26 protein-coding genes are annotated in these 24,855 nt (G+C 29.7%); 3 read left to right on the plus strand and 23 right to left on the minus strand.

Annotated elements, in window-relative coordinates:
* Window positions 1-44: 44 nt before the first annotated feature.
* The 15 genes from T514_RS0116060 to T514_RS0116130 form a co-directional block, all read right to left on the minus strand.
* On the minus strand, window positions 45-464 hold the full coding sequence (locus T514_RS0116060; RefSeq protein ID WP_027625696.1) for a hypothetical protein: 420 nt from the start codon (window positions 462-464) through the stop codon (window positions 45-47).
* A 232-nt stretch (window positions 465-696) separates the two neighbouring features.
* Entirely contained in the window at window positions 697-1,098 is a 402-nt protein-coding gene (locus tag T514_RS0116065; protein ID WP_169735827.1) for a rhodanese-like domain-containing protein, read from the minus strand.
* Between the two features lie 259 nt (window positions 1,099-1,357).
* A complete protein-coding gene (locus T514_RS0116070) occupies window positions 1,358-1,663 on the minus strand; it encodes a spore coat protein (protein ID WP_027625698.1) in 306 nt (101 codons plus the stop codon).
* 1 nt (window position 1,664) lies between these two features.
* The gene (locus tag T514_RS0116075) at window positions 1,665-1,883 is read right to left on the minus strand and encodes a hypothetical protein (protein ID WP_027625699.1); all 219 of its coding nucleotides are present in this window, start codon (window positions 1,881-1,883) and stop codon (window positions 1,665-1,667) included.
* Between the two features lie 222 nt (window positions 1,884-2,105).
* Window positions 2,106-3,167: a response regulator transcription factor gene (locus T514_RS27375; RefSeq protein WP_027625700.1), complete on the minus strand. Its 1,062-nt coding sequence runs from the start codon at window positions 3,165-3,167 to the stop codon at window positions 2,106-2,108.
* 21 nt (window positions 3,168-3,188) lie between these two features.
* Complete coding sequence (locus T514_RS0116085; RefSeq protein WP_027625701.1) at window positions 3,189-4,412, minus strand: sensor histidine kinase; 1,224 nt, start codon at window positions 4,410-4,412, stop codon at window positions 3,189-3,191.
* Window positions 4,413-4,664: 252 nt separating this feature from the next.
* A complete protein-coding gene (locus T514_RS0116090; RefSeq protein ID WP_027625702.1) occupies window positions 4,665-5,369 on the minus strand; it encodes an MIP/aquaporin family protein in 705 nt (234 codons plus the stop codon).
* Window positions 5,370-5,427: 58 nt separating this feature from the next.
* Entirely contained in the window at window positions 5,428-6,585 is a 1,158-nt protein-coding gene (dhaT, locus tag T514_RS0116095) for a 1,3-propanediol dehydrogenase (protein ID WP_034869421.1), read from the minus strand.
* A gap of 33 nt (window positions 6,586-6,618) precedes the next feature.
* Window positions 6,619-7,044 carry a GlcG/HbpS family heme-binding protein gene (locus T514_RS0116100; protein ID WP_027625704.1) on the minus strand — a complete coding sequence of 142 codons (426 nt, stop codon included), beginning with the start codon at window positions 7,042-7,044 and terminating at the stop codon, window positions 6,619-6,621.
* Window positions 7,045-7,073: 29 nt separating this feature from the next.
* On the minus strand, window positions 7,074-7,589 hold the full coding sequence (locus T514_RS0116105) for a cob(I)yrinic acid a,c-diamide adenosyltransferase (protein WP_027625705.1): 516 nt from the start codon (window positions 7,587-7,589) through the stop codon (window positions 7,074-7,076).
* Between the two features lie 18 nt (window positions 7,590-7,607).
* Window positions 7,608-7,958, minus strand: a complete 351-nt coding sequence (locus tag T514_RS0116110; RefSeq protein WP_027625706.1) for a glycerol dehydratase reactivase beta/small subunit family protein — start codon at window positions 7,956-7,958, stop codon at window positions 7,608-7,610.
* Window positions 7,958-9,799, minus strand: coding sequence for a diol dehydratase reactivase subunit alpha (locus T514_RS0116115; RefSeq protein WP_027625707.1), 1,842 nt, complete (start codon window positions 9,797-9,799; stop codon window positions 7,958-7,960). The genes T514_RS0116110 and T514_RS0116115 overlap by 1 nt, the downstream gene beginning before the upstream one ends.
* A 27-nt stretch (window positions 9,800-9,826) precedes the next feature.
* Window positions 9,827-10,249 carry a diol dehydratase small subunit gene (locus T514_RS0116120; protein WP_027625708.1) on the minus strand — a complete coding sequence of 141 codons (423 nt, stop codon included), beginning with the start codon at window positions 10,247-10,249 and terminating at the stop codon, window positions 9,827-9,829.
* A 21-nt stretch (window positions 10,250-10,270) separates the two neighbouring features.
* Complete coding sequence (locus tag T514_RS0116125) at window positions 10,271-10,846, minus strand: propanediol/glycerol family dehydratase medium subunit (protein WP_027625709.1); 576 nt, start codon at window positions 10,844-10,846, stop codon at window positions 10,271-10,273.
* Between the two features lie 19 nt (window positions 10,847-10,865).
* A complete protein-coding gene (locus tag T514_RS0116130; protein ID WP_027625710.1) occupies window positions 10,866-12,530 on the minus strand; it encodes a propanediol/glycerol family dehydratase large subunit in 1,665 nt (554 codons plus the stop codon).
* A gap of 463 nt (window positions 12,531-12,993) precedes the next feature.
* Between T514_RS0116130 and T514_RS0116135 the strand changes: the two genes are divergently transcribed.
* Both T514_RS0116135 and T514_RS0116140 read left to right on the plus strand, forming a co-directional pair.
* Window positions 12,994-14,592, plus strand: a complete 1,599-nt coding sequence (locus T514_RS0116135; RefSeq protein WP_027625711.1) for a potassium/proton antiporter — start codon at window positions 12,994-12,996, stop codon at window positions 14,590-14,592.
* A gap of 104 nt (window positions 14,593-14,696) precedes the next feature.
* Window positions 14,697-15,188: a hypothetical protein gene (locus tag T514_RS0116140; RefSeq protein WP_027625712.1), complete on the plus strand. Its 492-nt coding sequence runs from the start codon at window positions 14,697-14,699 to the stop codon at window positions 15,186-15,188.
* 216 nt (window positions 15,189-15,404) lie between these two features.
* Here the strand turns inward: T514_RS0116140 and T514_RS24775 are convergent, their stop codons facing one another.
* From T514_RS24775 to T514_RS0116180, 8 genes are all read right to left on the minus strand, one after another.
* Entirely contained in the window at window positions 15,405-17,465 is a 2,061-nt protein-coding gene (locus T514_RS24775; protein WP_051542085.1) for a methyl-accepting chemotaxis protein, read from the minus strand.
* Between the two features lie 154 nt (window positions 17,466-17,619).
* A complete protein-coding gene (locus tag T514_RS24780) occupies window positions 17,620-18,822 on the minus strand; it encodes a sensor histidine kinase (RefSeq protein WP_051542086.1) in 1,203 nt (400 codons plus the stop codon).
* Complete coding sequence (locus tag T514_RS0116155; RefSeq protein WP_027625713.1) at window positions 18,812-19,507, minus strand: response regulator transcription factor; 696 nt, start codon at window positions 19,505-19,507, stop codon at window positions 18,812-18,814. Before T514_RS0116155 ends, T514_RS24780 begins: the two co-directional genes overlap by 11 nt.
* A 55-nt stretch (window positions 19,508-19,562) precedes the next feature.
* A complete protein-coding gene (locus T514_RS0116160) occupies window positions 19,563-20,819 on the minus strand; it encodes a glycosyltransferase family 39 protein (RefSeq protein ID WP_027625714.1) in 1,257 nt (418 codons plus the stop codon).
* A 78-nt stretch (window positions 20,820-20,897) separates the two neighbouring features.
* Window positions 20,898-21,176, minus strand: a complete 279-nt coding sequence (locus tag T514_RS0116165) for an EamA family transporter (RefSeq protein ID WP_341350170.1) — start codon at window positions 21,174-21,176, stop codon at window positions 20,898-20,900.
* Between the two features lie 72 nt (window positions 21,177-21,248).
* Window positions 21,249-21,578, minus strand: a complete 330-nt coding sequence (locus tag T514_RS0116170) for a DUF2304 domain-containing protein (protein ID WP_027625716.1) — start codon at window positions 21,576-21,578, stop codon at window positions 21,249-21,251.
* Complete coding sequence (locus T514_RS0116175; protein ID WP_027625717.1) at window positions 21,578-22,294, minus strand: glycosyltransferase family 2 protein; 717 nt, start codon at window positions 22,292-22,294, stop codon at window positions 21,578-21,580. Before T514_RS0116175 ends, T514_RS0116170 begins: the two co-directional genes overlap by 1 nt.
* Window positions 22,295-22,672: 378 nt before the next feature.
* On the minus strand, window positions 22,673-23,467 hold the full coding sequence (locus T514_RS0116180) for an SDR family NAD(P)-dependent oxidoreductase (protein WP_027625718.1): 795 nt from the start codon (window positions 23,465-23,467) through the stop codon (window positions 22,673-22,675).
* 244 nt (window positions 23,468-23,711) lie between these two features.
* Between T514_RS0116180 and T514_RS27590 the strand changes: the two genes are divergently transcribed.
* Window positions 23,712-24,791 carry a helix-turn-helix domain-containing protein gene (locus T514_RS27590; protein ID WP_027625719.1) on the plus strand — a complete coding sequence of 360 codons (1,080 nt, stop codon included), beginning with the start codon at window positions 23,712-23,714 and terminating at the stop codon, window positions 24,789-24,791.
* The last annotated feature ends 64 nt before the right edge of the window (window positions 24,792-24,855 follow it).

Here is a 24,855-nt window from a genome sequence, read left to right on the forward strand (position 1 = left end):
ATTTCTTTTCCCCTTACTACTACAACATTATTTTGAACCTATTATCATAACTCACCTAACTTCTTTTTTAAATCTGAGATATATGTATTTTGAATTTTCTTTAAGTCCATAAAGAAATAAGATAAAATTTTAATAATAGGATTTTTAATAAAAATAGTTTCCTTAAAGATTATTTTTGTTCCACCAGTGTTTGTTTCAAAAAATTGTCCTATCCAAGAACCAGCAAACATCTTATTTTCCATATTAAATGCATATTCACTATACTCATTCTTTTTAGTAATAATAAATTTTGTAGCATGACCACTATTGGTATATTCAATAAATTCCCTTTCATCACTAAGAATTTCAATTTTATCAAGATCACTGCGCCATTTATAATCCTTATTATTAGTGACCACATTCCAAACAGAATTTATATCTGAATTAAAGTATGCTGTTATTTCTGCTATTCTCGCTTTTCCCAAAGGTATTCACCTCACTTAACATCATTTGTAATAATTCTCTCATTTGGAATTAACTATGTCAATACCTATTACATATTAATACAACTTATATTTTAATAAACAAATAAGGATACTTGTGATATTTTAAACACAGTATCCTCCCTTTATCTTTACTATCTATATATATTAATATGCAAATTAACTTCTATAAAATTTAGTTTTTAGTTACACAGCAGCTCCCTATTATACATGCTTATTTAAATAAATCATATCTCCACATTAATATTCCTTGATACATATGATAAATTTTACTAAAACCATTATCCATTAATGACTTTACTCCAATAGTACTTCTCATTCCGCTTCTGCAATAAACTAAAACCGCCCTATCTTTATATTGTTTAATAAAATTTATATTTTCATTTATTTTATCATAAGGAATTAAAATTGCATTTTTTATATGCCCTGAATTATACTCTTCTTTTGTTCTCATATCAAATATAATTAATTCCTTATTTTCATCTATAATTTTTTTTGCTTGTTCAATATTAACTTTTGTTTCTATATTAGAATTATCTATTTTTATTTTACCCCCTTCATCTTTTGAGAATGTAGTTAAATTAGAGCAATCTAAACTTTTTATAAAACCTGCCATAATATATAGCACCCACCTTTTCATCCTAATTCTCCAATACAACAGGGACATAGTAAATATTTTGTTCTTTCTTCTCTATTCTATTCACTTTATATTATTTGTGTGTTTTTTTATAAGCATATTTATTATAATATTTTTAGATTATAGTCTACTAACTTACCACAACTTCTCTAATACCAATAATGCTAATCTTCTTTTACTTACTAAAAAAAGAGCCCTTTTAAGAGCTCTTTTAAAGTATTTTTATTACACTTTATTTTTATTTTACAGCTGGTTTAATTACAGTTTTTGATTCATTATAAGCCTCATTTAATTGTTGTATAGGTGAATCATAAGGTTTAGCCCAACCTTTAGATACAGCCAATTCTGTAAGAGCGGTATGTCCTCCAACTATTTGATTTAAACTAGCAGAATATATAGCTCTCAACTCTGGAGTACTGCTTGTTAACGTAGCATCGAGATATACATCAGCTGCAGCTTTTCCAGAAGACAGCATATTTGTAGATATAACCTCATCATTAATATCAATGTTATTTTTAATTAAATTTCCAATTACATTTGCCATTCTATTGTACCTCCTCTGAAACTGATACTTGATTTTCGTTAACAAATTGCTGTAATCCTTTTATTCTACCCTCTGCTGCTAACACACTAGCTTCACCTTGTCTTTTTAAATTTTCATCTGTTATCAGTGTATTTACTGCTCTTTGTACAATTAATCCATCTTGCTCCATCTTCAATAGTGCTGCTAAAGATTGCATTTCTACTTCTGAAAGTTTTCTCATATTGTTACCTCCACTAAATATAATTTATATACACTTATATCATGTGATTTTTATAAAATTAATAATCATGTTAAATTTATCCTATAAGTTAAAACTTATTAATTCATATTTTCAATAATTAAAAAAGCCTAGATATACCATTTATCTAGGCCTTTTAATATAATTTTTTCTATTATAAATCACTATCACTAATCTATCTTTGCTTTAACAAAAGTTACTGCCTTAATTCTTCTTACATCTATATTCTGTAGGCGTTATTCCTTCTATTTTTTTAAAAACTTTAGTAAAATAACCACACTCGTAATATCCAAGATCTGACGCTATATTTACAATAGGTATATCTGTATTTTTAAGCATTGACTTAGCTTTTTCTATTTTATATTTTGTTACATAAGCTGTAAAATTCATTCCCATTTCTTTTTTGAATAATTTGCTAAAGTAATAAAGACTAAGATTTGAAATATTCGCCACATCTTCTAGTAATATTTGTTCTCCATAATTTTCTTCAATATATTTCAATGCTGGTTCTAATATTTTATTTGAACACTTTAATCTTAGAGCATCATCTTTCTTTGTTTTCACATTTATTTCTGGTATTTCTAAAAATGTTAATGTTAGAACAGTATATGCATAATTACAAATGGATTCCATATCTTTAAAAGATTTAAGTTTAATTAAACACTCTTCTTCATTTATCCATTTATGATTTCTAAATCTAAATTTAGAAACTACTTTAATTATTTTTTCTATAAGCAATTGAATCTTTTGCTTAAAATATTCTACATCCTCATTACTTCCTAATGTATAGCTTTCTATGATGCTATTTAATAGTGCTTTTGCCTCATTTTCTTCTTCAGATATAATTTTATCCATTAACAATAATTCTTTTTCTTTAATTCTACTCTTGTTAGTTTTTAGATTATCAATCTGAAGGGATAAAATCTCTAATAACTTTTCTCTTTTAATGGGTTTTAAAATATAGTCGTTTACCCCCAAAGTTAAAGCTTTATGTATTAAATCAAAATCATCATATGCAGTAAGCATAATGATTACCTTATTTTCATTTTGTTTTTTTATAATTTCCGAAGCTTTTATTCCGTCTATACCAGGCATTTTTATATCGATAAATATTATATCTGGATTTAGTTTCATATCAAGTTCTATTGCCTCTCTGCCATTTTCTGCTTCTCCTACAATTGTCACTTGATTATTTAATTTTCCCACCATTATTTTTAGTGCTTCTCTTTCTAAAATTTCATCATCTACTAATAATATTTTATACATTATAGATCTCCTGTATATGCCCTATTTGGGTAAAATTATTTTAACCTCTGTGCCCTTATTTATGATACTATTTATATTAAGATAATAATTGTCTCCATAGTGATGTGTCAATCTTTGTCTTATATTAATAATCCCTATTCCACTTGAGGTATTTCTTTTATATTCTTCTTCTTTTCCAGAATTTATTAATTCAATCATACTATTTTTAATTCCTATTCCATTGTCTTCTATACATATTACTATAGAATTATTGGATTCATAAACGGTTATTTTTATCATTCCGCCTTGTTCTTTTAATTCTAATCCATGTATTATGGAGTTTTCTACAAATGGTTGAATAATCATAAAAGGAATTTCAACTTTTTTACATTCTTCTTTTATATCAATATAAAATTCTAATCTGGATCTAAATCTTACCTTTTGAATCTGTAAGTAAGCCGTTACATAATTAATTGCGTCCTCTAGTTTTACCATTTGATCTACTTTCTTTAAAATATATCTAAGCATTTTTGCTAAATCACAAATAACCTCATGTGTTTTTGGTGCTTCTTCAATTAAAGCCAATGCGGAAATACTATTTAAAACATTAAATAAAAAATGAGGATTCACCTGAGAATATAATGCCTTTAACTGTGCAGATTTTAACTCTTTTTCAATTTCTACTTGCTGTCTTTTAGCTTCCATATATTCAATATTTTTTTCATTAAGTTCCTTTTGTACTATTTTTAAAACACTTTCATTTACAATATAATTACTGATGTGAAACATCATTTGAGCAATGGATTGAATTTTATCAAAAGGAATAGTTTGCAACCTTTTATATGCTTCCATAAGTTCTTTATCCTGTTGTATATTTGTATCACATTGAGTAATACTCTCTAACTCTAAAATTTTACTTTCCTCGGTTAAAACCTGTCCCGCCATTAATGCTCCTAAATATTGACCTTGTACAATAATAGGTACTGCAAAATCTACTAATCCCATGTGGCATTTATATATATATGGTTTACCTTTTCTTACTGCCTCAAGACCTCCTCTTGAGTCACATTTCTCACATAGTTCTCTTAGCTTACTATCTTTACGTATAATGCTACAAAACTCAGTACACCTGCTATGGCTAGTTACAGGTTTTCCTTTGTAATCTGTTGTAATAATTGATAAACCTGTAGCGTTGGCTATATCATCCTGTATTTTCTGGAACATTTCAATTTCTATAATATTCTGCAAATTAGGTGTGTAATTCAATATTTTCTCCTCCAAGTAGATTGTTTTTTATAAAGCACTACTTAAATTATATTAAAATTATTCAAAAAATTCAATTACATTAACTTCATGATATAACATTATTATACAACAAATAAGCATTTATTACATAAAGAATCTTCTTGTAATTTAATTCATTAAGAAAAGTATATACAAGAAGATTCCTTTTAGATTATTAATAAATTTTTATGCAATTTAAAATATGCCTTAATATTAACATATACTGTAATTATCCTAGAAAATTATGCTATAACTTACTGCTGCTATTATTCCTCCAACTATAGGAGCTACTACTGGAATCCATGCATAGCCCCAATCAGAATCCCCTTTTCCAGGTATAGGCAAAATATAATGTGCTATACGTGGTCCTAAATCTCTAGCAGGATTAATTGCATACCCAGTTGTTCCCCCTAAAGTAAGTCCCACAGCCCAAACTATTCCTCCTACAACTATAGGAGCTAATCCGTTAACCATAGGCGTATTTGCAATGCCTAATATTCCAAAGACCAAAATGAAAGTGCCAATTACTTCACATATAAAGTTTGAAGCTGTGTCCCTAATTGCTGGCCCTGTACAAAATACAGCAAGTTTTGCCTCTTTATCTTCTGTTGCTTCAAAGTGAGGTCTGTAGAATATCCAAACTATTACCGCTCCTAAAAAACCGCCAATAAATTGAGCTATGAGATAACTAGGTACATTTCCCCAAGAAAATTTTCCTATTACAGCAAGTCCAAGTGTTACTGCTGGATTAAAATGAGCTCCACTAATAGTTCCAAATATAAAAACTGGTATAACAACTCCTAAAGCCCATCCTGTTGTAATAACAATCCATCCTGAATTTTGAGCTTTTGTTTTATTCAATACTACATTAGCTACTACTCCGTCGCCTAAAATTATGAGAATCATTGTTCCTAACATTTCTGCTAAAAAGTTTTCCATGATGTATTCCCTTCTATGTTAAAATAAATGTTTGTGTAAACTTTATATAATACTTTAATTAAAATGCAGCCTTAAATATTGAAATTATATCTTTTTCATTTCCTTTTCTTGGATTACTGAATGCATTACCATCCTTTAGTGCCATTTCAGCCATGTATTCAAAGTCTTCTTCTTTAACTCCCATTTCCTTTAGGCTTGCTGGAATTCCTATATCTGATGAAAGTTTGAACATAGCATCTATAGCTTTTTCTGCAGCATCCATAACTGATAATCCATCAATATTTTCTCCCATGAATTCAGCTATATCAGCAAATTTTTGTGGATTAGAAATTAAGTTGTATTTTTCAACATGTGGAAGAAGCATAGCATTAGCTACTCCGTGTGGCATATCATATAATCCACCTAATTGATGAGCCATAGCATGTACATATCCTAAGTTAGCATTATTGAATGCCATACCTGCTAATAATGAAGCATATGCCATGTTTTCTCTAGCTACTAAGTTTTCTCCTAGGGCAACTGCTTGTCTTAAGTTTTGAGCTATTAATTTTATAGCTTGTATTGCAGCCGCATCTGTTACAGGATTAGCATCTTTTGATACATAAGCTTCAACAGCATGAGTTAAAGCGTCCATTCCTGTAGCAGCAGTTAAAGCAGCTGGTTTCTTAACCATTAACATTGGATCATTGAAGGATACTAAAGGTAGGTTTCTCCAACTTACTATAACAAACTTAACCTTTGTTTTTGTATTAGTTATAACACAGTGTCTTGTAACTTCACTTGCTGTTCCAGCTGTAGTGTTTACTGCAACTATTGGAGGAAGTGCATTTGTTAAAGTTTCAATTCCTGCATAATCATAAAGGTCTCCTTGATGAGTTGCAGCAATACCAATACCTTTACCACAATCGTGAGCACTTCCTCCTCCAACTGTAATAATCATATCACAAGCTTCTTTTTTAAATACTTCTAAACCTTCTTTTACATTTGTATCCTTTGGATTTGGTTCTACTCCATCATAATATGCAACTTCTATTCCTGCTTCAGTTAAATACTTAGCAGTTAACTCAACTGCTCCACCTTCCATATTTCTTAAGAATTTATCTGTAACTATTAGAGCTTTTTTACCACCCAATATTTTACATCTTTCACCAACTAGGCTTATGCAACCTGCTCCCATAAAATTTACATTTGGTACTAAATAATCATACATTCTCATTTTAAATTTCCTCCTAAGTTTATAATTTATCTTTTATTTATTAAATACTTCTACAGCAACCTGTGCTATAGCCATATCTTCTTCAACAGTTCCACCACTTACTCCAACTGCACCAACTACTTGTCCATCTACTACTATTGGAAAACCACCACCAAAAGGTACTATTCTACAATTGTTAGTTAACTGTAATCCATAAAGACTTTCTCCTGGCTGAATGTTTGGAGTTACTTCATGAGTTCCTATTTTTAATGCTGCTGAAGTAAAAGCTTTATTTATAGCTATATCCACACTTGTTATAAAAGCATTTTCCATTCTGTGCATAAGCATTAAATTTGCACCTGCATCTACTGCTGCAAATACTACTGGTACATTCATGCCAGCAGCTTTTGCTTCAGCTGCTGCAGCCATTTCTTTTACTATCTCTAGGCTTAATTGTTTTAGTTCATTTAATTTTTTCATATTGATTTTCCTCCTTTGTAAATAATCTATTATTTTTCCTCTTCAAATCTAGCCATAGCATATAAAGCATCTGAAAGTCTATTTACATATTTTCTAATCTCTTCCCTAACCTTGTCTTCCCTACTCAAAGTTATTATTATTCTTTCTGCTCTTCTTGCTACTGTTCTAGCTACATGCAACATAGCTGACTGAGTATTTTTCCCTGGAGTTACAAATCCCTTAAAAGGCCCTGCCTTTTCCATATATTTATCTATAATTTTTTCTAAATAATCTATATCACTCTGATTAATTAATTTATTTAAATATTTAATCCCACTTTCATCACTAGCAAGTTCTGCACCTAAAACAAATAGTTTATTTTGTATCTCTACTAATTCAGCTTTAAGTTCTTCCTCTTCTATAAATGAATAAGCTATACCCATATTAGAAATCACTTCATCTATAGTTCCATAAGCTTCAACCTTTAAACTGTCTTTCTCTACTCTGCTGCCACCAAATAAAGCTGTAGTTCCCTTATCTCCAGTTCTAGTATAAATATTACTCATATAACCACTCCCTAAAATTTACTTAAAAGCTATTCCCTTAACCAATCTTCCTGCATTAGCTCCTAAATTCCTTAAAACATCTTCTCCAGAATTTAAATCAGCAGTAAATAATGGTGCTTCTTTTTTTAGCTTGTTAAATGTTAGTGTTATTTTCCCACTTAAATGAATTCCTATACCCACTGCTAATCTTGAATCCTGAGCAGCCTTATAGCTTAATTCAAGAAAGTCTAATCCATTTTGAGCTTTAACTTCACAAGGAATACCCTCTTCTTCAATGCCAAATAATATATCATTAAAGATTGATATATCACTTATTTCAGAGGAGTAGTAAATATATATACTTGGTTTCTCATATTCATAATAGTTAATTAGTTACCTTCTCCATTTCCATTAAAGGCTAATATAAGTCCTGTAGCTACAGCATTTCTTGGTCCCTCTAGTCCTCTTATGTTACCTCTTCCTGCTACTACTCCATACTGAGATAATGCATCTGTAACTAATTGAGGCACTTCAAAGTCTAATGAAGATCCACCTACCAAAACTACAAATTCTATATCTCTAATATTTCCTGTTGGAGATACTATACTTAATGCTCTAAGACAATTGGTAACAAATACTTTCTCTTTTGCACATCTTCTTATGGTTTTTATCTTTTCCAATGAGTTCTGTCCATCTATTGGAATCAGCATACCTTCTTTCAATATGACTACCTTTGCAAATACAGAAGGCTCCAGTGGCTCTTTAAAAAACTCTACAGTACCATCTTCATGTCTTATATGAAATAAACTTTCTACTTTAGCTAAGGGATATTTCTTAATATCTTCTGCTAATTTAAAATCTTCTAATCCTAATTCTGATTTAATTAACATTGTTACCATATTTCCAGCACCAGCTAAATGTATAGAACATATTTGTCCTTGCTTATTTATTATAGATGCATCAGTAGAACCTGCTCCCATATCAAGTATTGCAAGAGGTGTGCTGCTTCCTGGAGTAGTTAATGCTCCTCTTATAGCCATGTCCGCTTCTACTCCTCCAACTTCTACAGTAACCTTTAATTTTTCTTGAAGTTTGTCTGCAATCATCTGCATTTGAAGCTTGTCAGCCTTAACCATAGCAGCTATACCTACTGCATTTTCCATGGAAAACTCTTCTGCTAAGCCTCCCTTAACTTTTTGAGGTATAAAAGTATCTACTGCTAAAAGATCTTGAATCTTGATATCGGTTATCTTCTGATTAGTAAGCTTTGCCATTACTTGCCTTACTCTTTCAAGCATTCCACCAGCATTAGTACCAGACTCACCTTTTATATCTTGCACAGGAACACAAAGTTTAACTGCTTCCATTATTTTTTCAGCGCCTTCTTCTACATCTACTAGTTCTTTACGCTTTAATCCGTCTACATGAATTTTTCCTGCTGGAATTCTTTTTTCCTGTACATCTCCTTTAGGTGTTTTTATAACTACCGCTGACCTGTTTCCTATAAGTGCTCTAGATATAGGAACTATAAGCTTTGTTTCTTCTGAAGTTAGTCCAAATACTGTAGCAATACCATAAGGGTTTGATAGAGTTTCAACTACTCCACCTTGCTCAGCCACTTCAACTGCTGCTTTCATTTTTAACGGAACTTTTTCCAAAAGCATTACTTCATCAACAATAGGTATCTTTTTTTCTAATCTATTATTTATTAAAACTCCGTCATCTCTTTGAACCACGGCTGCTGTTATATTTATTCCTTTTCTTACTGCTGCATTTATCCTTGCAGCTGCTTCTAAGAAATTAACTTTGTTTAATACCAAAACTATAAATTGGTCTTCTTTAGCTAAATCTTCTACATTTAATGAATCCAATTCTTCTACATATATAGTTTTTCCTATTCCAAGACCTATTCCCCCTGGTGTGGAAGGATTATGCCCTATCATAGTAGACTCTGTTATTATAGTTTCAGTTATAGTCTCCATAGCTACATCACCTATAACTGGTGCAGCTTCATTTATCCTTACCAAATGGAGATCTTTTATATCCATTGATACTTTTCTTAAAGCTTGCTTTAAGGAGGAAAAAACTCCTTGTATATTTTCCTCTGTACCTTTTATTCCCGTAGTTGGGACTATCCCGCTAGAAAGGAATTCCGCCTTTTCCTTATCTACCCTAGCTAAGGCCACTTCTGTAGTAGCGTTTCCTATGTCAACACCTGCAATGATTTTCATATTTTTTCCTCCTTAATTAAAGCTTGCTTACTCTTGTCTTAACTTTTGTCTTTTTTCATAAACTTCTGCGGCTTCTTTTACAAAATCCGCATTTACTTTTGCATTGTATTTAGTTTCAAGCTCTTCTGCTATAGCTAAAAGTTCTGCCTTTGTAGAACGATATGGTCTTAGTGCATTATATATTTCTAATATTCTATCATCTGGAACTGCTATAAGCTCTGAAGCTCTTCTAAAGTTTCTAGCTATAGCGTGTCTATTCATTCCTTCTGCAATTTGAGCTTGCATTTCTAAAGTTTCTGGTGATATTCTAACGTCCTCTGGTTTAATTTCTCCGCTTAATACATTTTCCAAAGTTACATCCTGTAGCTTTTTCCCAGTTGGAGTTTTTATAAATTCAGGTCTTTTAGTTGCTAAAGGATAATCCTTCGGATTCATCTTTCTTTGTTCCATAAAATTTTTCTCCCTTCCAAATTAAAACTTAACTTCTATTTCTACAGGTTTTGCATCAACTCTTACATGCTTAGTTTCTTTAATATGAAGTAATGCTGCTTTTGCCATGAACTTAGGTCTTGCCATCTGATCATTCTTAGTTGGAACTGGTGTTGGTGATTCTCCCTTAGCATATTTTGCCGCATTTTTTCCTATTAATCTAAAAGTCTCAAGTGTTATAAGTGGTGCTTGTGGAAATAGCTCTAAGTTATTTAAAGGAAGTAAATCTTTTTGGTGTATAACTGTTGTTCCCTTTGACTGAATTCCTATTCCTATTCCTGATCCACTTAATTTAGCTGCATCGTTAGATATAAATGAAACATCAGATGTTCTAATTATTCTAACTACACGAGCAGTTAATCCTTCTTCTTCTATACCTGCTATAACTTCTCTTAACACATCGCTGTGAGGAATATTAACTATAGTTTTGTTTTGGAACTTATGAAAAGCTGGTGCTAATCCTATGACAACTTCATCTATTTTTGTTCCAACCTTTGCTTCGCCTTTTTCTGTAAGCTGAAGTTCTGGTATAACATATTCATTTGATACATTCTGCATAATTTTTCACCTCTATCAATTATTGAATATCTTCTGGATTTATTACATTCTTAATGCCCTTAATTTCTTCCCATCTCTCTTTACTCATTCTGTAACCTGTTCCTGGTCCTCTATAATCATTGATATCATTAACTGCACTTATAACATCAAAATTTCCATCTAATATTGCAGAAGTTTGTAAGTAATCTCCAGTTACTCTTTGTTTAAGCATATTTAATATATTGCTAGCTACATCATCAAATCCATTTTTACTTAATGCTTTAACTATATCTAAACCTGTAATTCTTTTCTTTAACATTTCTTCTGCTGCTTTTAAATCCTCAACTACATTTCTTTCTGGCATATCTTTACTACCATGAGCATAAGTTGCTGCTTCAACTTCTTCGTCAGTTATAGCTGGGAATCCTAATTCCATAAATACAGCTTGTATTGCTTTTGCTGCTTTATTTCTTATTGCAATAGTTTCTTCTTCTGAAACTGGTCTTAATCCGCCATCTACCATTAAATCTCTTTGAAGAACATTGTAATCATCAAAGTCTTCTGCATCAAAGTTTGAACCTGCAAACATATTATCATAGTTAGGAACTGCACTATATCCTGAGAATATAAAATCTGTTCCTGGAAGCATTTGCATAAGTGTTCTCGCAGTTCTTCTTATATCTGAATGTGAAAATGTTTGGTCATTTCCTGAAGCTACTTCTATATCAAGCATTGTAGTTATTAAGTTTTCAGCGAGCACTGCTCTTATTCCTGAAGGAACTGCTCCAGTCATACCTATACAACTAACCGCCCCATTTTGAAGTCCTTGAACTCCAGCTCCTTTTGTTATATATATACATCTTGCCTCTAAGTAAAGCATTGACTTTCCTTCTGAATATCCCATTAGTGCTTCTGAACCTGTACCTGATGTAAATCTCATTTTAAGTCCTCTTGAAGCATAGGATGATGCTAAAAAGGCTTTTGACCATGGAGTATCATCTCCATCAGTAAATACTGCTTCAGTTCCATATACTGAAACTGTTTCTGCATAGCTTGTAAGACCTCTCATTCCAAGATCTAACTCTGTAGCCTCTTCTACTGAACATTGAGTTAAAACTCCTCCACGTCCTACCTGAGAACCTAATAAAATTGCTAATGCATTAAATGGTGCATATCTTACTATACCTACTGTAGTTTCTTGTTCTAAGAACCCTCTGATACTAGCTTCTGCTGCATCTGCTGCAATTTGCACTGGATTATCCTTTAAGTTTGTAACATGGCATTGATTTGATGGAGTTTTTCTAGCTCTCATCTTTTGAAGTGCCATCATCATTTCAACTACATTCATATGTGATACAACTTCTACTATCTTTGCTGGTGTTATTGATGTTGTTATATTTACTATTTCATCTCTAGTAACATTTATATCTACAAGCATTTGGGAAATTTTTAACGAATCTAGGCTCATGGACTTTTCAGCATTTTCTATATTTATTGCGTAGTCTGCAATAAATCTATCTATTGTATCAAAATACTCTCTTTTCTTTCCATCAAGTTCTACTATTCTGCCATTCTCAATTTTTATGGAAGGCTCTGGATCATTAGGGCTATCCATTGCTATTATTCCTTCTTCTGGCCATTCCCCTATAAGTCCATCTTGGTTTACAGGACGCTGTGCTAAAGCTTGAAATCGTTTTGATCTCATTAATTATTCCTCCCTTTACTTACACTTTATTTATTGTTAAATCTCTATTTCAATCTAGATTGTTATTTTTTTATCTACGATAATGATACTATAAACCTGTTTAAACTTTATCAAACTATATTGTCATGTATTTGTATATTCTTGTCGAACTACAATTTTCCAATTTGGTCATTTGTATATTTTTGCTGTCTAAACTTGTACTTTTTTGCACTACATCAATCTCCTTTTTTACAAATATGGACAAATTAATCTTTACTTACATATAGTATTAACTTATTAACTTGCTGCAATCTTTTCAATTTGTTGTAAATTATAAATTAAGTTAATTTATGTAATATATGAAAAATTAAAAAAATGTTTAAAATTAAAACCAAACAATTAAAGGTATAATATAAAAGAGAACGCTCTAAAAACAGCTGCTTAGAAATTGATCATATCATATTAAAAAATAGGAGGTGACCACTTGGCAATATATCTTTTACTAGCATCCATAGTAATATTGACATGTGTGCTATTTAATAAAATTTCAAATAAAATAGGCATACCTATGCTTTTAGCATTTATTGTTCTAGGTATGGTCTTTGGTTCTGATGGAATTTTCAAAATTCCCTTTGAAAACTACGCATTTGCAGAGCAAATCTGTTCAATTGCTTTAATATTCATAATGTTTTATGGTGGCTTTGGTACAAGCTGGAGCGAGGCTAAACCTGTTGCTGTAAAATCTATCTTACTTTCTACCTTAGGTGTAATACTCACAGCTGGACTGACAGGACTTTTTTGCTACTTTATACTACACATCGAATTTTTGGAAAGTCTACTAATTGGTTCTGTTATAAGTTCTACAGATGCAGCGTCAGTTTTCTCTATATTGCGTTCGAAAAAACTAAATCTAAAGTATAATACAGCATCTATGCTTGAAGTAGAAAGTGGTAGTAATGATCCATGTTCCTATATGCTTACCGCAATCGTGCTATCAATTATGACGGGAAAAGTAAGTACTAGTATGGTAATGTACATGATTTTTGCACAACTTTTTTATGGTATTATCATAGGATTTATTATTGCAATTTTATCTAAACTCGTGTTACGTAGAGTCAATTTTTCTACCGCAGGTTTTGATATGGCCTTTGTAATTGGTATTGCAATTTTATCATATGCACTTCCTTCCATTGTTGGAGGTAATGGATACCTAAGCGCGTATATTGTTGGAATTATTTTAGGTAATGCTGATATAAAAAACAAAAAATCTCTTGTAAATTTCTTTGATGGAATAACAGGACTTATGCAAATGCTTATATTCTTTTTGCTTGGACTGTTGGCCTTTCCATCTCAGATGCCATCAATACTACCTCATTCTATTGCAATAGCACTATTTTTAACCTTTATTGCAAGACCTGCTACAATTTTCGCTATACTTATGCCTGCCAAATGTAAGATTTCTCAATTATTATTAGTATCTTTTGCAGGACTTCGAGGTGCTGCCTCTATAGTATTTGCAATTATGGCAACAGTGAGTGAAGCATACACAAAAAATGATGTATTTCACATAGTGTTTTGCATAGTCTTATTGTCCATCACTTTTCAAGGTACACTGATTCCGTTGGTGGCAAAAAAACTGAAAATGATAGATAATAATTCAAATGTTCTAAAAACCTTTAATGATTACACTGAAGAGGTGGACGTACAATTTATTAAGCTGGCAATTACTAAGTACCATCCATGGAATGATAAAACTATTCATGATATTGTATTGCCTCCAGATACTCTACTGGTTATGCTTATTCGAAATAAAGAGACTATTGTCCCAAATGGAAATACGAAACTTCAGGAAAACGATATTGCTGTCTTAAGTGCAAAACCATTTCAAGATGATAGTTATATTCAACTTGTAGAACAAAAAATCACATCTAACAGCAAATGGCGTGAAAAGAAAATTTCTGAGTTTTCTCCAAATTCCAATGAACTTGTCATTATGATAAAACGTAATGACAAAATTATAATACCAAGAGGAGATACTGTACTAAAAGAAAATGATATTTTAGTGATGAATTCTTCTATGTAATGGTAATTATGTAATTTGGATAATTTTACCTAATTAATGTAACACAAAGTATTAATAATTCATAAATTATATATGATATGAATTTTAATAAGGATGGCGAAAAAATGATAAAATTTCTATCCTTCACAGGTGTCATTACAAGCATTACAGATTTTCACACAGGATCAACTGATGAAAATTTAGGATGTTATAAATTAATGTCTGTACAAAATGAATATGGAGATTTAGTAAATTTTGTTGTATCCCCAACTACTTATTTTGTAGATCATGTGACAGTGGAACCAGGTGATATTGTCACTGGATTCTATGATGGAAATGCACCTGTTCCACTGATTTTTCCACCACAATATAATGCCCTTGTAATGGCTGAAAATGTAGCATATGAAAATGTAAAAGTAGACTACTTTAATAGTGAATTAGTAAGTAGCGACAATACATTAAAATTAAATATTGCTCCTTCTACTGAGATAATACTTCAAAATGACCAAAGCTTTATGCATAATCCTTCAAACCGATATCTAATTGTTGTATATGGCGCTACTACAAGGAGTATACCAGCTCAAACCGTACCATATAAAATTATTGTTATGTGTTAGATGTTATTTAATCTTTTTATTGTACACTCTATGTAATAAAACAAGGGTACCTGTGATATTTTACACACAGTACCCTTATTTTATTACGATTCTAAACTTTCTGTAAATCTACAATATAATTATCCATATAGCTTTTAATGTTACTAAGCTATAAATTAATATATATGATTGATCTCTGTACAATACAGAATTCAATCCTTTTGTAAAATTTCTATTTTAAACTTTAAACTTATTTACTATTTCATCCATACCTGAAGCTATACCATTAAGTTTTTCAGCAGTTTTTGTTATATTGTCAATAGATTGAGTTTGCCTTCCAATAGATGAAGACACCTCTTCAATGCTTGCTGCTGATTGTTGTGATACAGCAGATATTTCTTGTATTGAAATCATTAATTCATCTTTATTTTCATCTACATTTTTAATATTATGGGCTAAATTTTGTATTTGAATTAATGTATTATCAATAGATTTTTCAATACGGGCAAATGCCTCGTCAGACTTATCCATTGCCTCATTTGCTGCGCTTACAGCTTGTATACCATCATCCATAGTAGTTTTTACTGCATTTATTTCCTGTTGTATCTCATTTACAATAAAGCTTATTTCTTTAGTTGACGTAGATGTTTGTTCCGCTAGTTTTCTTATTTCATCTGCCACTACTGCAAATCCTTTACCACCTTCGCCAGCACGTGCTGCTTCAATAGCTGCATTTAATGCAAGCAAATTAGTCTGACCTGCAATAGCTTCAATAGTGTTTACTATATTACCTATAGAACCTGATTTATTTGCTAAATTATCTACATTCACTGATATCTTATTTGTCACTTCACTATTAATTTTAAATTTCTCATTAAGAATACATAATGCTTCAGAGCCTAGCTTACTCATTTGCTTAGTTTCTTTTGAATTATCCTTTACAAGAGTATAATTTTCTCCTGCTGCTTTTATTTCTTTTGTAAGATTCTCAAGCTTTTCTACACTTTTTTGTGAATCCTCAGCCTGCTGAACTGCTCCTTCTTCTATCTCACATGTTGTCTGTGACACAGTATCAATAGATACTAATGTTGTTTGTGATGATGAAAATAACTCTTGTGAATAATTAAATATTTCACCAGAACTATTTCTTAATCTCTCTACTATATAAACTAAATTTTTATTTAAATTAATTACTGCATTAATCATGGTGCCTATTTCATCTCTGTGTTCAGAAAACTTTTCCAAATCTTTTGTCACATTATGTGACAAATTAAATTGAGAAATACTATTTACATAATTAGTAGCCAATATAATAGGTCTTGAAACTTTTCTTCCCAAATATAAAGCTATTATTATTGATAAAACACTGCCTAAGACAGAAATACCACAAATCAATAATTTTAACTTAGATATACCATAGAACACCTCTTTTACAGGTGGTGCAACAGTTAAAGTCCATCCATTAGAAAGCCTAGCATATCCTAATATTTTATCTTGTCCGTTTTTACTCTTATATTTAACATATCCTGATTTATCTTTTTTTAGTTTCTCACAAACCCCTTTATAAATTCCATTACTAACTGTATTTAGATTATCCTTAATTGTAAAATCTGGATGTACCAAATAATCGTAATTGCTATTATATAGCACAGCATATCCTGTATTATACACCTTTATATCCTTTATTAGTTTTATGATATCATCAAACTTTAAATCTACCCCAACTACACCTATTAATAAACTATCTTTAAATATAGGTACCGTATAAGAAACTGCATTTATATCACCTATAAATGAACTATGTGGATTAGACCATTTACCTTCTTTTCCATTTGAAGAATCCTTATACCATGACATTGCTTTATTATTTAAATTAAGTATTTCAAAGTTTCCATTCTTTTTAATATCTCCAAAACATACATTATTACTGCTTTCAGTTAACTGTGGGTTAAAAAGAACATATACTCCTAAATATGATTTATTGCTTCCTGCAGAATTTTTTATTATTGGCATTAAGCTTTCTTTGTATTTTTTCATATACTCAGTGTCTTTTTTTGCTTCTTCTGGATTAAAACTACTGCTTATATTGAACGATAAATCATTTATCATGCATTCAGGTTTATTAAAAATCTGATTTAATTTCTCTGCATTACTCTCACTCATATAAGTTAGTTTTTCTGTTGCTTCTTTATCAATTATATTATTTGCTACATTTAAAGAAACACTGCCTAAAATAATAGCTATACCTATGCAACATGCAATAATAGCTATTATAATCTTACTACTTATTTTTTTCATAATTCTACCCTCATTTCACTCGCATTCAAATCATTCCTATTATAACCATTTAATTTGGCAAATTCAATATTTTATTGAAAATTTATCGACTTTTTTCTCCAAAATAAAACAACTTTTTATGATGCCCTATTTTATCATAAAAAGCTGTAAAACCTTATAAATCATCCCTATTTAATTCTATATTGATTATAAACTTATTATCTTTACTTTGTGCCCAAATTCTCCCTCCATGCAGTTCTACTATGCTTCTTGCAATAGCTAGCCCTAATCCTGATCCTGCAGTTTCCGAATTTCTCGATCCATCTGTCCTATAAAATCTATTAAATATTTTTTCTATGTCTTCTTCTGAAATGCTATGAACCATATTTTCAAAACTTATAATTACATTTTGGCCCTTTTCATGCAAATTTATATTTACATCGCTTCCTTCAACACCATATTTAACAGCATTGCTTATAATATTTTCAAAAACTCTTCCCATTTTATTAGGGTCCACCAATAAATCTACTTTGCTATCTCTAAAATTTTTATTAAATCCTATATGTCTTTCTTTTGCCTGGATCGAAAGCTCACCTATGCTTTGCTCTATTATTTCTATTATATTAACTTTTACTTTTTCAAGTTTAATGCCACCACTCTCAAGCTTAGAATACTCAAACAAATCATCTATTAATACCTTTAGTTTTTTCGATTTTTCTAAAGATATCTTTGCATATTTATCTTTATCCTCAAAATTCGCATTATCATCTGCTGCAAGCTGAATGTATCCGATTAGTGCTGTAAGCGGTGTTCTTAAATCATGAGATACATTTGTTATAAGTTCACTTTTTAATCTTTCTGCAGCTCTTTCTTCCTCTATTTTATTTTTCAACTCAAGTGACATATTATTTATCTCTTTTGCTAAAATTGCTAATTCATCATGACCTTGCAATTTTATTCTATAATCTAAGTTTCCTTCAGAAATTATTTTTATACCCGCACATATATTTTTTATATATTCAGCTTTCCTATTAACTAATAAATAAATTATCATTAGTATAGTTATGAAATTTGGGAATAAGCGGAAAGAAATAATAATTAAACAAAAAGTTGATACTACTTCTCTTGTTGCATTTTTAAATAATAACTGATTAATCCTATTTTTAAATTTTAAATAAATTAATAATATACCTACTATAATTAGTATTTTACCTGATATAATAATACGCATTACGCTTGATACAAACCAAAACATGCCATATGACATAATGCTTGATATTACATCTGCAAATATCACTATAGATATAAAACCTAAAATAATAAATAATAGTTCCCTTGTTACACTTCCAAATAGTAATTCCTTAATTCTATTTTTCAATTTTATATCCCACTCCCCATACTACTTTTATGTATTTAGGTTCTTTAGGACTAATCTCAATCTTCTCCCTTATATTTCTTATATGTACAGCTACAGTATTATCTGCATTATTAAAAGGTTCCTTCCATACATTATCATAAATTTGCTCCGTACTCATAACTCTGCCTCTATTAAGTGCTAAAACTTCCAATATAGAAAATTCTAAAGGAGTAAGCCTTACAAATTTTCCCTCAACAAAAACCTCTCTTGAGGCTCTATTTATAATAAGACCATCAATAATTATCTCATCCTCATCTTCTTGTTTCCCTTCATTAAAATTAAAACATCTTCTAAGTTGAGATTTTACTCTTGCAGTAAGTTCTAATGGATTAAAAGGCTTAGTAACATAATCATCAGCTCCAACATTTAACCCCAATATTTTATCGCTATCTTCATTCTTAGCAGAAAGCATAATAATCGGAAGCTTTTTTTCTTCTCTAATTTTTAAACAGGTCCTTATTCCATCCAATTTAGGCATCATTATGTCTAAAATTATTAAATCAATATCATTATTCTTAAGTTTTTCTAAGGCTTCAATTCCATCACAGGCAGTAATAACCTCTAATCCTTCATTTATTAAATAAATTTCAATTACCTCTCTTATATCTTTTTCATCATCCACTACTAATATGGTATTCTTTTTCATGGATTATAGCTCCTTTCTTATATCCTTCACTCTTCATTCTTCACTAAAAATCGCTCTATTTCTCATCTATGCTTTTTACTCTATAATCTAATTTTTTACGTCTCTTATCATTAACAGTGTACGCTGCAAATAATATCATTAACGGCATCAAAGGATATGAATATCTTTCAAATGTATAATATGGTAAATATATAACATTAAAATAAATCACCACCATAATCAAAAACTTAAAATTTAAACTTTTATCCTTATATTTTATCATACCATAGAGAGCCCAATATAAAATTACAAGATGATAAATAATTACAGAAATATATGATATATTAGCTATCCAATAAAAAGGGGCTCTCCAAAAATAAAAAGTTTTGCCAAATGTATACCAAGCTATATATTTTAATGGTTCTTTTTTTCCATAGATCTCTAATCTTTGAAGTCCTGCTTTTATTTCATTTTTATCATTTTCTAAAGGATCTGTTCCTTTTACATAAGGTACTCCACAACCCTTGCTCTGATCATAGTTAACAAACGTTCCTTGTAAAAATGGATTTCCAGCAGATTTTGTAAACAAAATTACTCTGTCAAAAGTCTTATAATTTCTTATCCACCAAGGTATCATGATAATACAAAATATAGTTGTAACTACAATAGTATACTTGACTATTTCACTAAAACTATATTTGTTTTTTATCCACATAATTAGAATCAACAGCGGGTACGCAGCAATAGTTGGTCTAAATAAACAGGCAGTTGCCCAAACAATTCCACCCAATACATATAACTTTAAACTTTTCTTTTCAATTGCATAAATACTTATGTATATTAGAAGTAATAATAAAAATTTAAAGATCACTTCCATTAAAACAAGGTTTGTTGCATAAATTTCAGCTAAATATAATGAATCCATAAAACATGCTATTAAAGCCACTTTACTATTAAATACTTTTTCTCCTATTAAAAATAATAAATATAAACTTGCACCTTGTAATATTGCTTGAAATATTTTAAATGCTACAATACCATTTATCTTACCGAAAATAGACATAAAAAATGAAAGCACAAAAGTTAATCCTGGCATTATATATACTGTGGACTCTTTTATATTTTCATAAGATAGTCTATTATTATCTATTAAATTCCATGCGCTTCTAATATATTTTACATCATCATTATTAAATTCTTCTAAACTTCCTAAAAGCAGTGAATCTCCATAGGCAAATATAGAGAAAATGGCTATACCTATAAAGACTATTTCAATAATTATTAAATATATATTAATCCTTTTCTCTTCATCCATACCTTTTAATTCATTCATGTACTTTACCTCGTTTATTCTATTATTAAATCATGGCTTTTGATGCTATATTAATATTCTTAGACTGTATACCCTCTCCTACTTCATTCCAACTAAAACAGCTCCTAAAAAAATTAATATAAGTCCAAATATCTTTGCCGTTGTTAAACTATCATTAAATATAGTAACACCTGCAAATGCCCCTACAATGTAACATAAACTTTGAAGAGGGTATATTCTACTCAACTGTTCCTTAGACAGTAAATACAGCCAAATAACTGTAGCAAAAACATATATAATTCCGCCAGAAAATATATAAGGATTAAATAAAGTATTAATTATGCCTTTAAAAGATACTTGAAAATGAACTTTACTCATACCCATCTTCCATAAAACTTGTCCGCATACCAACATAAATATATTAATTATCAATAATAAATACGTCATTTTTTACCTTTCTTCAATTCTATCTTTTAACATAGAATTTTCTTGTACTAGTTTTGTTAATTTTTTTTGCATATTTGAGGTTACTATCATTAAATAAAAAATCATTATTAAGCTAAATATTATACCCATTAAAAACAAAAATGCTGGTGCATAAACTATCCCTATAACTTTTGCAAAATACTCTACAATTGTTGAATTCATTGAAAATATCATTAAAATTAAACTTACTAGGATCCACAACAAACCACACTTAAATTCCAAACTTCTTTTCCGAATAAATATAATACTTATAACTAGGAAAACAAGTGAAATTATAAAACAAAATAAATTCATTATGCCACCCCTCTTTTACTTGGTTGAATAACTGACGCTAAAGTTACTTTTATCATATAATACGCGGATTTCATCGGTGTTATGGAAGATTTCCCCCCTTGCCTTTTATTCATATTAACGCTGATCTCTTTTACATTAAGACCATTTTTCACAGCATACACTATAGTCTCAACTTCTGGATAATCTTGAGGATAGTAATTTGCAAAAAGGCTAATTCCTCTTTTGTTAACCATTCTATAACCAGAAGTTGTGTCATAATATGAACTCTTACATAAAAAAGACACAAGTTTAGAAAAATATCTTATGCCCAGCTTTCTACAAACACTAGGCTTATAATTTGACTTGCAAATAAACCTTGAGCCAATTACCATATCAACGTCACTATCATTAAGTTCATTAGCTAACCTCCCTAAATCCTTTGAGCTATGTTGACCATCTCCATCGATCTGTACCGCTGCATCATAACCATTATAAAGTGCATATAAATATCCTGTCTGCACAGCGCCACCAATACCTAAGTTAATACCTAAATTTAAAACCTTTGCTCCTGCTCTCTTCGCTTCTAATTCTGTATTATCATTTGAACCATCGTTGATAACTACAACATCAAATTCAACATTACTACCTTTTTCAAAATTACTATCTTTAATTTCCCTTACCACTTTATATATATTTTTTTCTTCATTGTAAGCTGGAATTATCGCTAAATACTTCATAATTCTCTCTCACCCTTTCTTTCAAAACTACAGACAAAAACATTAAGTTTATCTGCAAAATGCTAAAAAAATTATAGTTAATAAAAAACTGCTTCTTGTCTTAATCCACTAATTATTTCTTGTTTATACTAATTATTATAAAAACTATTATTAAAGAAACATTTACTAAAATTATGAAGATTTAATGAAGATAATTAAGGACTTTACTATTTTTCTATATAAAAAAGCTCTTCAGTATAAACAATTACACTAAAGAGCTTTAAATTAATTCTATTTATATTTTCTTTTTAACTCAATTTATTCTGATAAATTACTATCTCTATATCATATCCTATTTTATAATTTCTTTCGCTCTAGAAATAAATATTACAGCCTTCTCTATTTAGAACAAGCTTCTATCATGATTTGATCCATACTTGACTGTAGTATATATCCCCCATCTATTCTCATTACAACTCCAGTAATGAAACTAGATTCTGGCATACAGAAAAATGCTATAGCATTAGACACATCACCAACTTCTCCAATTCTTCTAACAGGTGTTTCTTTTATAAATCCCTCTTCAAAAACTTTTAGTGCTCCACTTGTCATTGGAGTTCTTATTATTCCTGGTTGAATAACATTTACAGTTATTCCATAAGGTCCTAGTTCTTTTGCAAGAGTATATGTCATTCCTACCATTCCTGTTTTAGCAACGGCATAATTAACGTTTCCTGCAAATCCAAACACCCCACCTAAAGATGAAGATAGAACAATTCTTCCGTAATTATTGGCTTTCATATACTCACCACATGCTTTTACACAATTGAATGTTCCATACAAATGAACTTTAATAAGCTTATCCCAATGTTCTTCTGACATTTTAGTTCCTAAAGAAGGAGGTGTTGATATACCAGCATTACTAATAAGAATATCTATTCTATTATGTTTTATATATATTGCATCCATCACATTTTTCACCATATCACTATCTACAACATCTAGTTTATATGTTTCTGCATATCCCCCATTATCTTCAATAAGATTTTTAGTCTCTTCCATTCCCTTTTCATTAATATCAGTGACCATTATCTTAGCTCCTCTTTTGGCTAAGCTTAAACAAATTTCACGCCCAATACCTGAACCTCCACCTGTAACTATTGCAATTTGATTTTCTAAATTTTTATTTTCCATGTAGTACCAATCCTTTCTAAAAATAAAATTTAATTTCAGATATTTTTCATCTTACTTAAATTATCTTAAAAATTTCATTCTATTACCATCGGTCACATTTATTAAAAATCTAATACTTTCTACCTATTTTAATCTGTATTTTATAGACAAAATTTGATAAAAATTTCACTTTCACTTATTAAAATATAAAATTTTTTATGGTATACTTTTCATATATAATTAACCAAAGAGGAGAACGTGTATAATGAGAACTCAGATTTCTAATAAAGATTATGATAAAATATTAAATTTTACTTTCCAATTACAAGAAATGAACTACAACTTTATAAATAGTGTACTAAATTCATTATCACAAATATTTGAATTTTATCATCTTACTTTCTTGTTATTTGATGAAAATCTCCATATTAAAGGTTTAGAAGGTCTTAATATGAATGATAGTTTATTTTTAATTTATAAAGACTATTATCACAAAACAGATATATTCTATCCTCAAAAATATATAAATTATCATTCAAATTCATCTATCCTAATTACAGATTTAATGTCTTATAAGGAATATGAAAAAACTGAATACTATAATGATTTCTTAAGTAATCAAAATCTTTATTTTGAAATTGCCCTCCCTTTAAAGAATAATAATAAATTATTAGGCGGCATTGGTATATTTAAAGGAAAAGATGATAAGATTTTTACTAAACAGGAAATTGCTATGTTAAATACTATCAACAAACTAATTTCTTATAAATTAGATAATATTTTAACTATTGATAAAATAACTATGGAGAAACAAATATTTAAAAATTGTATGGAACAACCATCTTCTGCCATAATAATACTCGATAGTGACTATAAAGTTTTTCATTACAATGACACTTTAAAAGAGATTTGCTGCAAAATAACTAAAGAAATGTTATTTCCTAATGCACTACAAAAACTTAGAACTACAATAGCATCAAATATAATTAATTGTATGCACAATAATAACCACTATATAGATATATACCTTAATTTATATAATTTAAAAATAATATCAACATCACTTCCTAGTATTATAAATACATTTGAAACTTTTTATATAGTATACATTGATAAAATTCCAAATTCTTATGAAATGTTTTCACAAAAATATAGCTTAACAAAACGAGAATTAGAAATTACCACTCTTATCTTAGAAGGTTATACTAATAAAGAAATATCTAATAAACTATTTATAAGCCCCCATACTGTAAAAACCCATATAGAAAATATATTTAAAAAAGTTAATGTTAATAATAGGATATCTTTAATTTCTAAAACAACTAATTTTTCTCATGAAAAATAGACTAGCCGCTAAACTCACAGCTAGTCTATTTTAAAACTACATATAAATAAACTATAATTTAAGC

It is taken from the genome of Clostridium lundense DSM 17049, from assembly GCF_000619945.1.
Taxonomy (GTDB): Bacteria; Bacillota; Clostridia; order Clostridiales; family Clostridiaceae; genus Clostridium_AO; species Clostridium_AO lundense.

Coding starts and splice junctions, on each gene's coding strand:
- T514_RS0116065 (WP_169735827.1), bottom strand. CDS start 1,098: ATGGCAGGTTTTATAAAAAGTTTAGATTGCTCTAATTTAACTACATTC.
- T514_RS0116070 (WP_027625698.1), bottom strand. CDS start 1,663: ATGGCAAATGTAATTGGAAATTTAATTAAAAATAACATTGATATTAAT.
- T514_RS0116075 (WP_027625699.1), bottom strand. CDS start 1,883: ATGAGAAAACTTTCAGAAGTAGAAATGCAATCTTTAGCAGCACTATTG.
- T514_RS27375 (WP_027625700.1), bottom strand. CDS start 3,167: ATGTATAAAATATTATTAGTAGATGATGAAATTTTAGAAAGAGAAGCA.
- T514_RS0116090 (WP_027625702.1), bottom strand. CDS start 5,369: ATGGAAAACTTTTTAGCAGAAATGTTAGGAACAATGATTCTCATAATT.
- dhaT (WP_034869421.1), bottom strand. CDS start 6,585: ATGAGAATGTATGATTATTTAGTACCAAATGTAAATTTTATGGGAGCA.
- T514_RS0116100 (WP_027625704.1), bottom strand. CDS start 7,044: ATGAAAAAATTAAATGAACTAAAACAATTAAGCCTAGAGATAGTAAAA.
- T514_RS0116105 (WP_027625705.1), bottom strand. CDS start 7,589: ATGAGTAATATTTATACTAGAACTGGAGATAAGGGAACTACAGCTTTA.
- T514_RS0116115 (WP_027625707.1), bottom strand. CDS start 9,799: ATGAAAATCATTGCAGGTGTTGACATAGGAAACGCTACTACAGAAGTG.
- T514_RS0116120 (WP_027625708.1), bottom strand. CDS start 10,249: ATGGAACAAAGAAAGATGAATCCGAAGGATTATCCTTTAGCAACTAAA.
- T514_RS0116125 (WP_027625709.1), bottom strand. CDS start 10,846: ATGCAGAATGTATCAAATGAATATGTTATACCAGAACTTCAGCTTACA.
- T514_RS0116130 (WP_027625710.1), bottom strand. CDS start 12,530: ATGAGATCAAAACGATTTCAAGCTTTAGCACAGCGTCCTGTAAACCAA.
- T514_RS0116140 (WP_027625712.1), top strand. CDS start 14,697: ATGATAAAATTTCTATCCTTCACAGGTGTCATTACAAGCATTACAGAT.
- T514_RS24775 (WP_051542085.1), bottom strand. CDS start 17,465: ATGAAAAAAATAAGTAGTAAGATTATAATAGCTATTATTGCATGTTGC.
- T514_RS0116155 (WP_027625713.1), bottom strand. CDS start 19,507: ATGAAAAAGAATACCATATTAGTAGTGGATGATGAAAAAGATATAAGA.
- T514_RS0116160 (WP_027625714.1), bottom strand. CDS start 20,819: ATGAATGAATTAAAAGGTATGGATGAAGAGAAAAGGATTAATATATAT.
- T514_RS0116165 (WP_341350170.1), bottom strand. CDS start 21,176: ATGAGTAAAGTTCATTTTCAAGTATCTTTTAAAGGCATAATTAATACT.
- T514_RS0116170 (WP_027625716.1), bottom strand. CDS start 21,578: ATGAATTTATTTTGTTTTATAATTTCACTTGTTTTCCTAGTTATAAGT.
- T514_RS0116175 (WP_027625717.1), bottom strand. CDS start 22,294: ATGAAGTATTTAGCGATAATTCCAGCTTACAATGAAGAAAAAAATATA.
- T514_RS0116180 (WP_027625718.1), bottom strand. CDS start 23,467: ATGGAAAATAAAAATTTAGAAAATCAAATTGCAATAGTTACAGGTGGA.
- T514_RS27590 (WP_027625719.1), top strand. CDS start 23,712: ATGAGAACTCAGATTTCTAATAAAGATTATGATAAAATATTAAATTTT.